This window comes from Acidicapsa dinghuensis (genome assembly GCF_025685685.1).
Taxonomy (GTDB): Bacteria; Acidobacteriota; Terriglobia; order Terriglobales; family Acidobacteriaceae; genus Acidicapsa; species Acidicapsa dinghuensis.
In genome coordinates this window covers 25,898-39,575 of sequence record NZ_JAGSYH010000004.1, presented here as the reverse complement: position 1 = coordinate 39,575, position 13,678 = coordinate 25,898, and the positions used below count along the sequence as shown (strand labels likewise).

Here is a 13,678-nt window from a genome sequence, read left to right as displayed (position 1 = left end):
CTTCGTCCAATCCGGCGTATGTCCCGGAAAATGGATCAAACTTTCGGTGTGAAATCACCCTCACACTTCACACTCACACCTTTATCGCGACGCCTCGATAAACGTCACCTTGTTAATCTCTTTCAGCGTCGTCAACCCACGCCGTACGCGGTCCAGCGCCGACTCGCGTAGAAACGTCATACCTTCCTTCTGCGCGAGCTTCCGCACTTCCGAAGTCGGCTTCTTATCCAGAATCAGCTCGCGGATCGGATCCGTCAGGTCCAGTAGCTCATGAATCGCCGTCCGCCCGCGATACCCCGTGCCGCCGCACTCGATGCAGCCGGAACCCTCGCGGAACTCGAAATCGCGCCACTCCGCCGGTTCAAGCCCGCTCTGGACCAGCATCTCTTCCGAATGCTGCACCGTGTGCATGCAATGCGTGCAGATAGTGCGCACCAGCCGCTGGGCAAGGATGCAATTGAGTGCCGAAACAAAGTTGTATGCCTCAACGCCCATGTTTAGGAAGCGCCCAAGCACGTCCACCACATTGTTCGCGTGTACCGTCGTGAATACAAGGTGTCCGGTCAGCGCCGAGTTGATTGCGATCTGCGCCGTCTCCGCATCGCGGATCTCGCCCACCAGAATCTTGTCCGGGTCATGACGCAAAATAGACCGCAGTCCGCGCGCAAACGTCAGTCCCTTCTTCTCGTTCACCGGAATCTGCGTTACGCCGCGAATCTGATACTCGACCGGATCTTCAATCGTAATGATCTTGTCTTCGTCACTCTTGATCTCGTTCAGAGCCGCGTATAGCGTCGTCGTTTTACCTGAACCGGTCGGCCCCGTCACCAGCACCATGCCGTAGGGTTCGCGAATATATCGCCGGAACCGAGCCACATCCGCATCCGCAAAGCCCACCACATCTAGATTCAGGTTGCGGAACTTCTCGCTCATCGATTCCTTATCGAGCACACGAAGCACCGCATTCTCGCCATGCACCGTCGGCATAATCGAAACACGGAAATCGATCAACCGCCCCTTATACCGAACCCGGAAACGCCCGTCTTGCGGCACACGCCGCTCAGCGATATCCAGCTCACTCATGATCTTGATACGCGAAAGAATCGTCTGATGATGCTCCCTCGCAATCGGAGCCATCGCTGGCTGCAGCACGCCATCGATACGGTACTTCACCAGCAGCGAATCGTCATACGTCTCGATATGCACGTCCGAAGCGCGCCGCTCCAGCGCCGTGAAAATCGTCGTATCCACCAGGCGAATAATCGGGCTCAGGTCTTCATCGCCCGCCAGCTTCTCGATCGAGATATTCTCGTCCTGGTTATCCTCGCCTGTCAGGACATCGAAAGTAAGCCCTTCGCTCGCCTCTTCCAGTACACGCTGCGACTGTTCCGTCTTCTTCAGCAGATCGGTGATCTGCGTCAGTGTCGCGACCCGCGGCTCAATGCGCTTTCCCAGCAGCCCGGCAATTTCATCCAGCACCATCAGCTTCGATGGATCGCTGACAGCAATCAACAGCACGTCCTCCCGCATCTCCAGTGGCACAAAGTTGTACCGGAACATCAACTCCACTGGAACTGTGCGCAGCAGTTCATGCTGAATCTTGAAGTGCTTCAGGTCCGCAAACTCCGCGCGATACCGGCGCGCCAGCTGCTCAGCCTGCGCTCGCTCATCGGCAGCCGTACCCATGCCAAACGCCCCACTGCCAGGCGTGTTCTGCGGAGGAGTCATTACTGCATCAGCCATTGTGTCCTCATTTGCAATCAGCGAGTCCGCGTATGCAATTCAACTCGCTGTTCACTTCACACTCGCTTCTAGTGCTGCATTTCCTGTAGCTGTCCCAAGGAAAAGATCGGCAGATAAAGCGCAATCAGAATAATCACCACAAAAACGCCCATGACCAGCAGAATCAGCGGCTCGATCAGAGCCATCGCCGCCGTTAACGCCGTCTCGACATCTTCTTCAAAAAACTCCGAAACCGAATTCAGCATCTGCGGCAGCGCACCTGTCTGCTCGCCCACGGAAATCATCTCGGTCGCAACCGGCGGAAAGACCTTCGTCGTCTCCAGCGACGAAGCCAGGCTCTTGCCCTCGCGCACCTTCACCACGGACGCAACCACCGCCTTGGCAATCCTGTTGGACGAAATCGACCGCGCCGCCGTTTCCAGAGACGGCACCAGCGGCAATCCGCCCGTCAGCAGCGTCGAGAGCGTCCGCCCAAACAACGCCACCTGGTATTTGATCCAGATCTTCCCAAACACCGGCAAACTGATTCGGAAACCATCCACCAGATCCCGGCCCTTCGGCGTCTTCGCATACCGGCTCAAAAGGAAGCCCACAATGGCCAGCGCTACGGCGACATACGGTCCCTTATGCTGTGCTTCTACACCAAACTGCAACAGCAGCAGCGTAATCTGCGGCAAGCGCGATCCCATCTGGTCATACAACTGCGCAAAGCTCGGCACAACCACCGTGATCAGAAAGATGAACAGCGCAATCACGATCACGATCAGCACCGATGGGTAAATCAGCGACGCCGTCAGCTTTTTGCGAAATGTCAGCGACACGCGCTGGAACTGTACAAACCGTTCCAGCACCTCCTGCAGATTGCCAGACCGCTCTCCCGCCAGCAGCGTCGTCGTATACATCGCCGGAAATGCGCCCTGCGCCTCAAACGCCTGCGATAGCGACTCTCCCGTCTTCACGCGGCCCGTCACATCCAGCAATTGTCCTGCAAACCGCTGATTTCGCTGGTTTTTTGCCAGCATCTCCAGCGACCCGTGGATCGGCAATCCCGCCCGGACCAGCGTCAGAAACTGCTGATTAAAGATCAGGAAGGTTTCAAGCTTGGTCTTCTTACCGCGCCCGCCAAGCACAACGCCGCTCTTGGGCTTCACTGAAAAAACGTGATACCCGCCATGGGCAAACCGCTGGCGCAGTTCCTCAGCCGTAGCCGCTGAGTGCGTCTGCTCCAGCACCCGTCCTCGCTCATCCGCTAATTTAACGACAAATTCGGCCATGCTTTTCTGCCGCGATCCCTCTCAAAGGGCGCACCTAACCCTCCCTTTATCTAGCTCAAAGGGTATCAGTTTCCACGATTCCGCACTGAACTAGACGCAAATTGATTCCATCCCGCTCATCCATTAGGGAAACGATAGCTTTCTCGCCGCTCCATGTATGCTGATCTCGTCCCAACTCCGTGAAATCAAAACGGAAACCAGCCATGACCACCCCCGCCATCCGGTCCCGTACACTCCGTGACGCCGCCCGCCGTTACTGGCTCGCAATCTCCGCTCTGGCCGCAGGCATCCTCATCGGCAGCCTCTCCGTAGCCATCTGGTGTCATCTCCACGGCGAATCCAAAGTCTTCGGCGCCACCTACCCCCGCGAAATCGCCCGCGTCACCTTCACCGCTGCCGGAGATGTCATCCCCCACCAGGCCGTCGTCCAGTCCGCCGCAGCCCACAAGACCGACACCAATAATGACGGCTGGGACGCCCTCTTCGCCGATGTAGCCGACCTCTTCCAATCCTCCGACTTCGGCTTCGTGAACCTCGAAACCCCTGTCGCCCCCGCCCACTCCCACGGATCGAAGCCGTTTCTCTTTGACGCCCCCGTCGCCCTGCTCGATGCCCTCAAGACCAGCGGCGTCAAAGTCGTCAGCTTCGCCAACAACCACGTCATGGACCAGGGCTGGGCCGGCTTCGCCGAAACCCGCGAACACCTCACCGCCGAGGGCCTTCAATTCGCCGGCACCTCAGATACCGCTCAGGACGCCTGGAAGCCCATCATCCTCGAAAAACCGGTTCCCAACGGCCAGCCCATCAAGATCGGCATCCTCGGCATGACCCGCTGGCTCAACGGCAACCGCAATCCCGACAAAGACGACCAGCCCCACGTCAACTTTTTCCCTTATCCCAACGAAGCCAACGGCGCCCCCGGTCTCGATGAAGCTGGCGTCCTCGAAGCCGTCAAAGCCGCCCGCGCCCAGTGCGACTTCCTCATCCTCTCCATCCACTGGGGCATCGAGTATGCCACTGCGCCACGCCCCGAAGACACCGAACTGGCGCACAAGCTCATGGACGCAGGCGCCAGCGTCCTCCTCGGCCACCACCCCCACGTCCTCCAACCCGCCGAGACCTACTTCACCCCCGACAACCGCACCACCGTCATCTTCTACTCGCTCGGCAACTTCCTCTCTAACCAGTCCCGCACCTACATCGATGGCCTCATGCCCGACAAAACCGCCGAGCCCCGCCAATCCCTCATCGTCCGCTTCGCCGCCATCGAGAAAGACTACGGCCCGGCAGGCAAGCGCTTCGAGCTAGGCAGCGTCGTCATCTACCCCGCCTGGCAGGAAAACAACCGCAACGACATCCAGCGCGGCCGCGAAAAAGAGCCCTTCATCCACACCGTCCTCATCGATCGCATGATCCCGCCAGCTATTGCCGAAGTTGCTACCCTCGATCAGCAGAACGCCGCCAAAGCCAAAGAGGGAACGGCGCTCACCGCCGCCGAAAAAGCCCAATACATCGAGGCCACCAATCAACTCAAGCTCTACCAGCACCAACGAGAGCTAATCCTCGCCCGCACCGGCGATGAATACGCTACCGACCCACCCCCACCGCCCAAACACTGACATCTCAGATTGACCGAACTATTGACTGTTTCCGCTTACTTGTCTACTCTAGGCTTGTTTGCTCAATGCCTTATGGAAAACAGCAAAAATATATCGCGTGATCTTTTTCCTGGCGCTTTGGAGATGATGATTCTCGAGTCGCTCCGCCGTCAGCCTGCGCATGGATATGTCCTCGTCCAGCACATCCAGCAGCGCTCGAATAACTTGCTTGAGGTTGAGGAAGGCTCGCTGTATCCCGCCCTGCAGCGATTGCTCAAAGCAAAACTCGTTAAGGCCGAATGGACGATTTCGTCCGCCACCAACCGTCGGGTGCGCGTCTACGAAATCACGAAAAACGGCTCGCTCCATCTCGAAAAAGAGATCTCGAGATTTGACCGCATGCTGGAAGGCATTCAGATGGTTCTGGGGCCCAAGAGGGGCGAAATGAATTCTTAGGAGGCTCTGCAATGAGCTGGTTAGGGCGAATCTTTCATCGACGGGATATGTATGACGAGCTAGGGGAAGAAGTACAGGCGCACCTCGAAGAGAAAACTGAGCAGATCATGCGCCTTGAAAATCTTCCCCGGGCCGAAGCCCGGCAGGCTGCTCTTCGCGCCTTCGGAAATCAGACGCTTCTTGAGGAACGGAGCCGAGAGGTCTGGCAGTGGTCCAGGCTCGAGTCAATTCTTGCGGATCTGAAGTTTGCTCTTCGCCGATTGAGAAGGTCACCGGGTTTTACCATCACCGTTCTGCTTACGCTGGCAATCGGCATCGGAGCCAATACCGCGGTCTTCAGCGTCGTTCGCAGCGTACTCTTGAAGCCGCTCCCGTATCCCGACAGCGACCAGCTTGTCTCTTTATGGCTTAACGCACCGGGTGCGGCGGGTCTTGCGAACTTTCAAAAAGGGCTGCCGCTCTCTGCTTCAATGTACTTCGCCTTCAGCGAAAACAACCGGACCTTTCAATCGCTGGGAGTATGGATAGCGCAGAAGGCAAACGTTACCGGGTTGGCGCGGCCTGAGGAAGTGAATACAGTTCTCGTAACGGACGGGATTCTCGAAACACTCGGAATTCCTCCGCTGGCGGGTCGGGCGCTGACCGCTGCAGATCAGATACCCAACGGCCCAAAGAGCATCATGCTCAGCTATGGATACTGGCAGCGGCGCTTCGGTGGAGACCATTCCGTCATTGGCCGCACAATCATCGTGGATTCTCAAACGCGAACGATTGTCGGTGTCATGCCGCGCGGTTTCCGCGTCGTAGATCACGACTTCGATATCCTGGTGCCTTTCGCGTTTGAGCGCAATAAGCAACAGCTCGCCGGATTCGGACTTCAGGGAATTGGACGCCTCAAGCCGGGAATGACCATCCCCGAAGCGAACGCGGACATCGCGCGCACGATTCCGATCTGGATGGACTCATTCTCAAACGGCCCCGGAAGCGATTCGCACTGGTACGTAAAATGGAAGATCACCCCCGACTTTCATTCCCTGAAAACGGAAGTGGTCGGAAGTGTCGGAAGTGTTCTCTGGGTCGTGATGGGCACGATTGGAATCGTGCTGCTGATCGCTTGCGTCAATGTTGCCAATCTGCTGTTGGTGCGCGCTGAGGCGCGGCAGCTTGAGCTTTCTATTCGCGCGGCGCTGGGTGCCGGGCGCGGCAGAATTGCGCGCGAACTACTTTTGGAAAGTGCGCTGCTCGGTCTGCTTGGGGGAGCATTGGGTACCGGCGTAGCCGCGGCAGCCCTGCGCTTCCTCGTTGTTCTCGGTCCCGCAAATCTGCCGCGCATCAGCGAAATCTCGCTCGACGCCGGTTCAATTCTGTTTACCTTTTCTATCTCGTTGTTTTCAGGTTTGTTCTTCGGCGCAATCCCTGCATGGAAGTACGCGCTCACCCGCACCAGAGTGAGTCTTGGCGCAGCACGTACCGTCAGCGCGGGCCGTGAGCGGCACCGGTCTCGCAACATTCTGGTTGTGGCTCAGGTAGCCATGGCTCTTGTGCTGCTGGTTTGCGCGATGCTGATGATCCGCACCTTCCAGCAGCTCCGCATGGTCGATCCGGGATTCACGGATGCATCCAGTTTGCAGACTCTGCACGTCGCAATTCCAGACTCTCTGGTCGCTGACTCGCGCATGGTCGTTCATGTACAGAACAACATTGCAGACAAACTTGCTTCCGTTCCGGGCGTGACCTCAGTTGGTTTTGCCCAGACGGTGCCCATGGAGGGAGTAGGACACGGCTGGAATCTTATCTATGTGGAGGGAAAGATCTATCAAGGCGATCCTCCGATCCGGTTCTATAACTACATCTCTCCCGGCTACTTTCAGGCTCTCGGAACGAGCCTGATTGCGGGGCACGATTTCGATTGGAATGATGTCTACAACCTGCTGCCAAAGGTGATCGTGTCGGAAAACCTTGCCCGGGAAGAGTGGGGAAGCGCCAGCGCTGCCATCGGCAAACGTATGCGGGAGGCTCCGAGCGAGCCATGGTTTCAAGTGATCGGCGTAGTCCGCGACGTTCGCTATGACGGCGTTGATCAAGGCGCTCCTGCCATCGTGTACTGGCCTGCATTGATCAAAAACCCCTGGATGGGAACGTTCGCGCCTCGCTCAATGGCCTTCGCGGTCCGCAGCAAACGTGCGGGCACGCAAACTCTCCTCAACGAGCTACAGCAAGCCGTTTGGAGTGTTAACGGCAGCCTGCCCGTGGCCTCTCCACGCACCATGCAGGAGATCTATTCGAAGTCTCTGGCACGCACCTCTTTCACTCTGCTGATGTTGGGAATTGCTGCCGCCATGGCGCTTGCTCTCGGCATCATCGGCATCTACGGCGTCATCTCCTATGCAGTGTCGCAGCGAACGCGGGAGATCGGCATTCGCATGGCGCTTGGCGCAAAGAAGGGTGAGTTGCGATTGATGTTCGTGCGCTCTGCCATGATGCTGACAGGAATCGGCATCGTCATTGGCCTCGGAGCCGCATTCGCGGTTTCGCGCCTGATGAGGACGCTGCTTTTCGGCGTCAGCCCTCTTGATCCGATCAGTTTCGCCGTTGTTCCTCTTATCCTGGCTGCAGCCGCCGCGTTGGCGAGCTTTTTGCCGGCGTCACGCGCTGCCGCAGTCAATCCCGTCGACGCTCTCAAGGTCGAGTAATTGCATTGACCGATGCGGAAAGTCATCCGACATCGAAACCAATGTAAACTTCGCTTGACATTTTCTGCGTAAAGACCTACTTTCATGTAAAGCAGGCTTTACGTGAATCCCGCTATTCAAAATCGGCTGAAAGATCTTCGTTCCGCGCGTGACTGGACGCAGGAATATCTCGCCGATGCTGTCGGAGTTTCACGACAAAGCATCATTTCCATCGAACGAGGGCGATATGTACCGAGCCTGCCGCTGGCTCTGCTTCTGGCGCGTGTCTTTCAGTGCCCGGTAGAGGCAATTTTCGCCTTGGAGGAGTCCGAGTGACACGTCGCATCCTGGGCATCAACATCGATGAGCGATTCCTCGATCATCGACGCCGTTCGACCAGCATTGCCGCAATGGCCGCGGCAATCGTGAGTGGTGGTTTATTCGAGTACGAGTTGATCCGCAATCACCGCATCGCATGGGAATTGATGTCCGTTTTGCTCGCCATGGTCGTCGTCAAGCTCGCCGCGATGGCCTGGTATCACTTCAACGATTAATTGCTCTTGGAGAAACAACCATGTGTCTTCCTTCGTTCAAGGACCGTCGCATTGCTGTCCTGCAAATCTTCGCCGCTTGCTGCTTGCTGGTCTCATTAGGTTCGCAAAGTCTGGACATAACCTTTGGCCTAAGCCCGTCACCCGTGCATTTTCTGCGCGGCCTGTTTCTGGGAATTTATATCGCTATCCAATTCCAGTTGCTGCGCCTCATTCGCCGGCATCGTCAGGCGCAGAGTCGTCAGGCGTAGTACCGTCAGATACAGATCTGCTGCATCAGCACCTGCAACACATCGGGCGCTCAGCAGAGCAGGCAACGTCACGGCAAGCCAGGCGGCCTGCTCTCTGCAAGAGTTTTTTGTGAAAACTACGATCTGCATAGCGAGGCCTATCACTCGGCATGCTGCAGAGTGTGCAGCTTCTGCTCCCGTCCGGAAAAAATCCCAATCGCAAGGAAGATCGAGCCAAGCACCAGGTGAAAGATATCGTCTCCCGTGTGCAGCATAATCGGTCCGAAATACCATGCCCTGTTCATCGCCGAATTTCCCAACACCAGCCCCAGCATCGCCAGCGTCAGATAGAACAATCCCGACCCAATGCAATACCGTTTGGATGCAGTGGCACCTAGAAAACTTACTCCCAGCGCCAAAGCTCCCCAGACAAGATGCATAAGATTGTGATATCTGTCGCCTATTCCGCCCGCCATCACCAGCGCACACATCAGCACGAAGATTCCGCCGAAAAACCGGCAGGCCATCTGCGCGCCATCGCCCGTGGTTGTCCTGCGTCTGTAATTTTGTATCGTTGCAGCGACACCTGCCACATCCGCCACCACAAGCGCAACCAGCTGCAACACCTTGCCCACAAAAATACCCGCGGCAAAATGTCCCAATGATCCGGGATGTGTCAGCCGAACAATCTCCGCAGGCATCCGCGCAAAAGAACCAGACGTTACAAGCAACGCAATCAGCGCACCAAGCGCTGGCGTCCACCACCACCGCCTGCCCCATGCCATGACCCCGACAATTGCAAGAAAGATCACAGGCCCCGGAGGAAATTTCGGATAGGAGGGATCGCCCGAAAGCCACTGTATCCACAGCGCAATTGCCAGCGCAACAAGCGCGGCCATAGTGATCTTGGTTAGCATCGTAAATTTCGTCATCATCTACTCCATTCCCTTGCCGATATGCTCTAGCCGTTCGCCCCACTCGCCTTGCAGCTTGTCTGCCTTCTGCCGTTGTTCTGCAGTCAGCACATTTGCGTAAACCTTCGCAGTGAAGTGCTCCTTCTCCACGATCAGCTTCGACAGCGTCACGCCCTGCCGCGCCGCAATCTCCTGCACCTTGCTTTCATCGGTCGCGCCGTTTGCTGTTGCGCCATGCATCTCATGACTCTCTGCCGCTAGCTCCTGAACCAGCCCTGCGACCGCAGGCTTTTCCGTTTGCCACATCGATGCAATTTGCTTCTTCTGCGCATCGCTCAAGTCAAGTTCATGCCCCAGATATGCCGCAGGCCCCCAATGCCCCCATCGATGACCAATGCATCCATGCCATCCGCGCGTATTGGCTCTTGCCACTGCCAGGCCGGCAATCGTCAGCACCGCGACAACTACTGAAATCGTGATAATCCTCTTCATCGCAACAACTCCTTCTGCTTGCAACTTCATTCCAGCACCGGCTCAATGCACGTGCCGTCAAGCTTGTTTAAGCTGCATAAAGTTTTGTAAAGACCAGTATTTGCGCGCGTCTACGCACTACCATGAAGAGTCGGAGTAGTCCTTCATGGCCATCGCCAGAGTGCTGATCATTGATGACGATGTAGACCTGTGCCGTCTTCTCGCCGAGCGTCTTCACTCAGAAGACTTCGCGATCGAAGCAGTTCACAACGGGCAGCGCGGCCTCGACCTCGTGCTCTCGCAGGACTACGCCCTCGTCATCCTCGATCTCATGCTGCCGGGTATGATGGGCCTCGACGTCTTGCGTCATGTGCGAGAGCGCTCCGCCGTTCCCATCCTCATCCTCACAGCGCGCGGCGATGACGTGGACCGCATCGTAGGCCTCGAAATCGGAGCCGATGATTACCTTCCCAAGCCCTTCAATCCCCGTGAACTGATCGCCCGCATTCGCGCGATTCTTCGTCGCACACAGCATGTAAAGAATGCCGCTGCTCCCTTGATCGTCGAAGACATGCGTCTCGATCGCACCGCACGCGAAGCGTGGATCGCAGACAAGCGCATCGATCTCACCAGCGTGGAATTCACCTTGCTCGAAGCGCTTCTCGACCATGCCGGGCAGGTGCTCACGCGCGACGATCTCACTGAATCAGTTCTAGGTCGCAAACTAGGTCCCTTCGACCGCGTTATCGACGTCCACGTAAGCAACGTGCGCCGCAAGCTGGCGCTGGTAGCTGACGCAGGCGAGCGCATCAAGACCATTCGCGGCAGCGGCTATCTCTTCGCCGTCCGATCCGAGGCAAGATGAAGCTGCCTATCCGCAAGTTGTTCTGGAAGATATTCCTCTGTTTCTGGGCGACTGTTGTCGCCATCGTCGTAGCTATCGTAATAACATTCATTTTCGAACCGCAGCACACCTCGTCTCCATGGCATGAGAACATCCTGCAAATAGCCCGCTACGCCGGCACATCAGCAATCGAGGAGGCCGAGCTTCACGGCGCAACTGCGGCAACTGCCTATATGCAGGATCTAGGCAATCGCACCCACACGCATGCCTGTCTCACCGACAACGCAGGAAACACAATTGCCGACGGAGGCTGCACACTCTTCCTCGATGACATAACACGAGCTATCTCTACCGGCAAACCACAAGTCATCTTGCGAAATCACGTAGCCAGCGCCGCGGTGCCGCTGCAAAGCACAAGCGGCAAGCGATACATCTACGCCGCTGAAATTCCCACCTCCGTCTCCACCGTCAGCAAAGCTGCCGTCCTCACCCGTGTCTCCATCGCGATTCTCGTCTCCTTCTGCATCTGTTACCTACTCACCCGCTATCTCACCGATCCGGTTCTGCATCTGCGCAAGGCCTCGCACAGTCTCGCCGCTGGCGACCTCAGCACACGTGCCTCGCACGCGCTGGAGCAGCGCAATGACGAGCTAGGCTCTCTGGTGCGCGACTTCAATACCATGGCCACTCAGATCGAAGAGCTCATATCTCGCCAGCGTCAGCTCACCTATGATCTCTCGCACGAACTACGATCACCGCTCGCCAGGCTCAATATCGCGCTCGACATCGTCCGCGAGCGCAAAGGCAGTGATCCCGCCTTCGATCAGGCCGAGCAGGATCTCGCCCGCATGGACGAAATGATCGGCCGCATGCTGACCATGGCAAAGCTCGACACCTTCCTCGGCGAATTGCAAACAGAGCGGATCGATCTCACCGATCTCGTAGCATCCGTCGTGCGCAGTGCAGAGTTCGAATCACGCGACCGCAGCAACGCCGTCAGCTTCACCGCACAACAGCCATTCCTCGTCAACGGAAACCCCGAACTGCTTCACAGCGCGATAGAAAACATCATGCGCAATGCAATCCGCTACACGCCGCCCGAAACATCCGTCGAGGTCCATCTGCAGCACGTAACGGAACAAGGCAAGCCCTTCGTCCAGCTATCCATCCACGACCACGGCCCAGGCGTTCCCGAGTCCGATCTTGCCAACATCTTCAGGCCCTTCTATCGCGTCGGTACAGACCGCGACCGCCAGTCCGGCGGCGCAGGCCTTGGCCTCGCCATCGCAGATCGCGTTATTCGCCTGCACGGCGGCACAATCCGCGCCCACAACGCAGGCGGTCTCTGCGTCGAGATCCTCCTGCCATCCGCGGATGCTATCACTGCCTAGCTACCACCCCATCTGCCGCTCCCGCTCCAGAATGATCCCCGTATAACGGTTCATCCGCTCAGGCTTTCGCTTCAGCGGGGCAGGCAAAACAGCCGCCAGCCGTGCCGCTTCTTCCGCACTGATGTTCCGCGCTGAAGTCCGATAGTGATACTCGCATGCGGCCTCGGCACCATACACACCCGGCCCCCACTCCACCTCATTCAGGTAAAGCTCCAGAATGCGCCGCTTGCCCAGCACCAGCTCCGCCACCGGCACCAGCGTGAACTCCACTCCCTTACGCAGCAGCGAACGGCTCGTCCCCAGGAAGAGATTCTTCACAAGCTGCTGCGTAATCGTCGACCCGCCGCGCAGCCGTCCACCATCCATGTCGTTCTCGGCAGCAAGCTCCATCGCGTGCCAGTCGAACCCATGATGCTGATAAAACCGCGCATCTTCCGCGGCCACCACCGCATGCTGCAGATTCACCGAGATCCGGTTCATCGGCACAAATTCATAGCGTTCGTGATACGGCTTGTCGTGAACCCACGCCTCAAACCGCCGCTCCACATGCACCGCAGTCGTCGGCGGATCAACCCATCGATAAAGCACCAGCGTAACCGCCGCCAGCAACCACATACCAACGAGGACAACGCCAATCCCAATCAGCGCAGCAACAATCACTTTCTTCCGGTTCCACTGACGCGGAAACCACGCAGGTGTGGCAGCTCGTACACTCACAAACTCAGGATAATGGCTTGCATCACAGAGACGAACGAACGCATTTCAGAAAGAAACGTGCCAGATGTAATCATCAATAGCCATTCGTCACCAGCCACTCTTCCGTAATTTCAAACTCCGCCTTCTTCGCAGTGTCCATCCGCTGTACAGCCAGCTTCATCAACACATCCGCCTCTACATTCACCGGCGCGCCCGCGCTCAGCGTATGCAGATTCGTTCTCCAGTACGTCAGCGGCAAAATCGCAACCGAGATCGTATCCCCGCCCTCGGGAATCGTCGTCTTCGCAATCGTCAGGCTGATGCCCTCAATCGCCACCGATCCCTTTTCCACCAGGAATCCGCGCACGTGCTCCGGCACTCTCACCGTAAGCCACCAGTCCGTTGTTTCGCGTGCCGCTTCCAGTTCTTCCGCCGTCGTAGTCGTGGTCAGCGGAGCCACCGGTTCCAGCGAAACCAGCGTTCCAGTCCCATCCACGTGCCCCTGCACGATATGCCCACCCAGCGGAGCACCAGCCGCCGTCGGCAATTCAAGGTTCACCTTCGATCCCGCCTTCAGCGATCCAAGCGAAGTCCGCTCCAGCGTCTCCGCCGCAAGGTCCGCATAAAAATACCGAGGATTCACCTCCAGCGCCGTCAGGCACACACCCGACACCGCCAGCGAGTCTCCCTCACGTAGCGTCCCCGCCAACTCCGGAGCATCTACGGTAATGCGCTTCACTGCACCGTGTTCCACCACGCCGACAATCGTTCCCGTTCGCTCAACAATTCCCGTAAACATATCTCCAGCTTACCCCTTCGCGGTGCAACTTCAAGCTAC

At 57.5% G+C, this 13,678-nt stretch carries 14 protein-coding genes; 7 read left to right on the top strand and 7 right to left on the bottom strand.

Annotated elements, in window-relative coordinates; genetic code table 11:
- Positions 1-81: 81 nt before the first annotated feature.
- Both OHL22_RS11170 and OHL22_RS11165 read right to left on the bottom strand, forming a co-directional pair.
- Entirely contained in the window at positions 82-1,686 is a 1,605-nt protein-coding gene (locus OHL22_RS11170) for a GspE/PulE family protein (protein ID WP_263338881.1), read from the bottom strand.
- Positions 1,687-1,811: 125 nt separating this feature from the next.
- Positions 1,812-3,017 carry a type II secretion system F family protein gene (locus OHL22_RS11165; protein WP_263337004.1) on the bottom strand — a complete coding sequence of 402 codons (1,206 nt, stop codon included), beginning with the start codon at positions 3,015-3,017 and terminating at the stop codon, positions 1,812-1,814.
- 203 nt (positions 3,018-3,220) lie between these two features.
- Here OHL22_RS11165 and OHL22_RS11160 point away from each other — a divergent pair, with 203 nt between their 5' ends.
- The 5 genes from OHL22_RS11160 (at position 3,221) to OHL22_RS11140 (ending at position 8,297) form a co-directional block, all read left to right on the top strand.
- Positions 3,221-4,636, top strand: coding sequence for a CapA family protein (locus OHL22_RS11160; protein ID WP_263337001.1), 1,416 nt, complete (start codon positions 3,221-3,223; stop codon positions 4,634-4,636).
- Between the two features lie 72 nt (positions 4,637-4,708).
- The gene (locus OHL22_RS11155) at positions 4,709-5,071 is read left to right on the top strand and encodes a PadR family transcriptional regulator (protein WP_263336998.1); all 363 of its coding nucleotides are present in this window, start codon (positions 4,709-4,711) and stop codon (positions 5,069-5,071) included.
- A gap of 11 nt (positions 5,072-5,082) precedes the next feature.
- Complete coding sequence (locus tag OHL22_RS11150; protein WP_263336996.1) at positions 5,083-7,764, top strand: ABC transporter permease; 2,682 nt, start codon at positions 5,083-5,085, stop codon at positions 7,762-7,764.
- Between the two features lie 102 nt (positions 7,765-7,866).
- On the top strand, positions 7,867-8,079 hold the full coding sequence (locus tag OHL22_RS11145) for a helix-turn-helix transcriptional regulator (RefSeq protein ID WP_377819164.1): 213 nt from the start codon (positions 7,867-7,869) through the stop codon (positions 8,077-8,079).
- Positions 8,076-8,297: a hypothetical protein gene (locus OHL22_RS11140; RefSeq protein WP_263336993.1), complete on the top strand. Its 222-nt coding sequence runs from the start codon at positions 8,076-8,078 to the stop codon at positions 8,295-8,297. Before OHL22_RS11145 ends, OHL22_RS11140 begins: the two co-directional genes overlap by 4 nt.
- 137 nt (positions 8,298-8,434) lie before the next feature.
- On the opposite strand, the gene OHL22_RS11135 is transcribed toward OHL22_RS11140, so the two are convergent.
- The 3 genes from OHL22_RS11135 to OHL22_RS11125 are packed head-to-tail and all read right to left on the bottom strand — an operon-like array spanning position 8,435 to position 9,930.
- Positions 8,435-8,674, bottom strand: coding sequence for a hypothetical protein (locus tag OHL22_RS11135; protein ID WP_263336990.1), 240 nt, complete (start codon positions 8,672-8,674; stop codon positions 8,435-8,437).
- 11 nt (positions 8,675-8,685) lie between these two features.
- The gene (locus OHL22_RS11130; protein ID WP_263336988.1) at positions 8,686-9,456 is read right to left on the bottom strand and encodes a DUF4383 domain-containing protein; all 771 of its coding nucleotides are present in this window, start codon (positions 9,454-9,456) and stop codon (positions 8,686-8,688) included.
- Between the two features lie 3 nt (positions 9,457-9,459).
- A complete protein-coding gene (locus OHL22_RS11125) occupies positions 9,460-9,930 on the bottom strand; it encodes a Spy/CpxP family protein refolding chaperone (protein WP_263336983.1) in 471 nt (156 codons plus the stop codon).
- A gap of 145 nt (positions 9,931-10,075) precedes the next feature.
- On the opposite strand from OHL22_RS11125, the gene OHL22_RS11120 reads away from it, so the two are divergent.
- Positions 10,076-10,774: a response regulator transcription factor gene (locus OHL22_RS11120; RefSeq protein WP_263336981.1), complete on the top strand. Its 699-nt coding sequence runs from the start codon at positions 10,076-10,078 to the stop codon at positions 10,772-10,774.
- Positions 10,771-12,144, top strand: a complete 1,374-nt coding sequence (locus OHL22_RS11115; protein ID WP_263336979.1) for an ATP-binding protein — start codon at positions 10,771-10,773, stop codon at positions 12,142-12,144. Before OHL22_RS11120 ends, OHL22_RS11115 begins: the two co-directional genes overlap by 4 nt.
- Here OHL22_RS11115 and mtgA read toward each other — a convergent pair whose 3' ends face one another.
- Both mtgA and OHL22_RS11105 read right to left on the bottom strand, forming a co-directional pair.
- On the bottom strand, positions 12,145-12,861 hold the full coding sequence (mtgA, locus tag OHL22_RS11110) for a monofunctional biosynthetic peptidoglycan transglycosylase (RefSeq protein ID WP_263336973.1): 717 nt from the start codon (positions 12,859-12,861) through the stop codon (positions 12,145-12,147). It lies immediately after the preceding gene.
- A 73-nt stretch (positions 12,862-12,934) separates the two neighbouring features.
- The gene (locus tag OHL22_RS11105) at positions 12,935-13,639 is read right to left on the bottom strand and encodes a riboflavin synthase (RefSeq protein WP_263336971.1); all 705 of its coding nucleotides are present in this window, start codon (positions 13,637-13,639) and stop codon (positions 12,935-12,937) included.
- Positions 13,640-13,678: the final 39 nt, after the last annotated feature.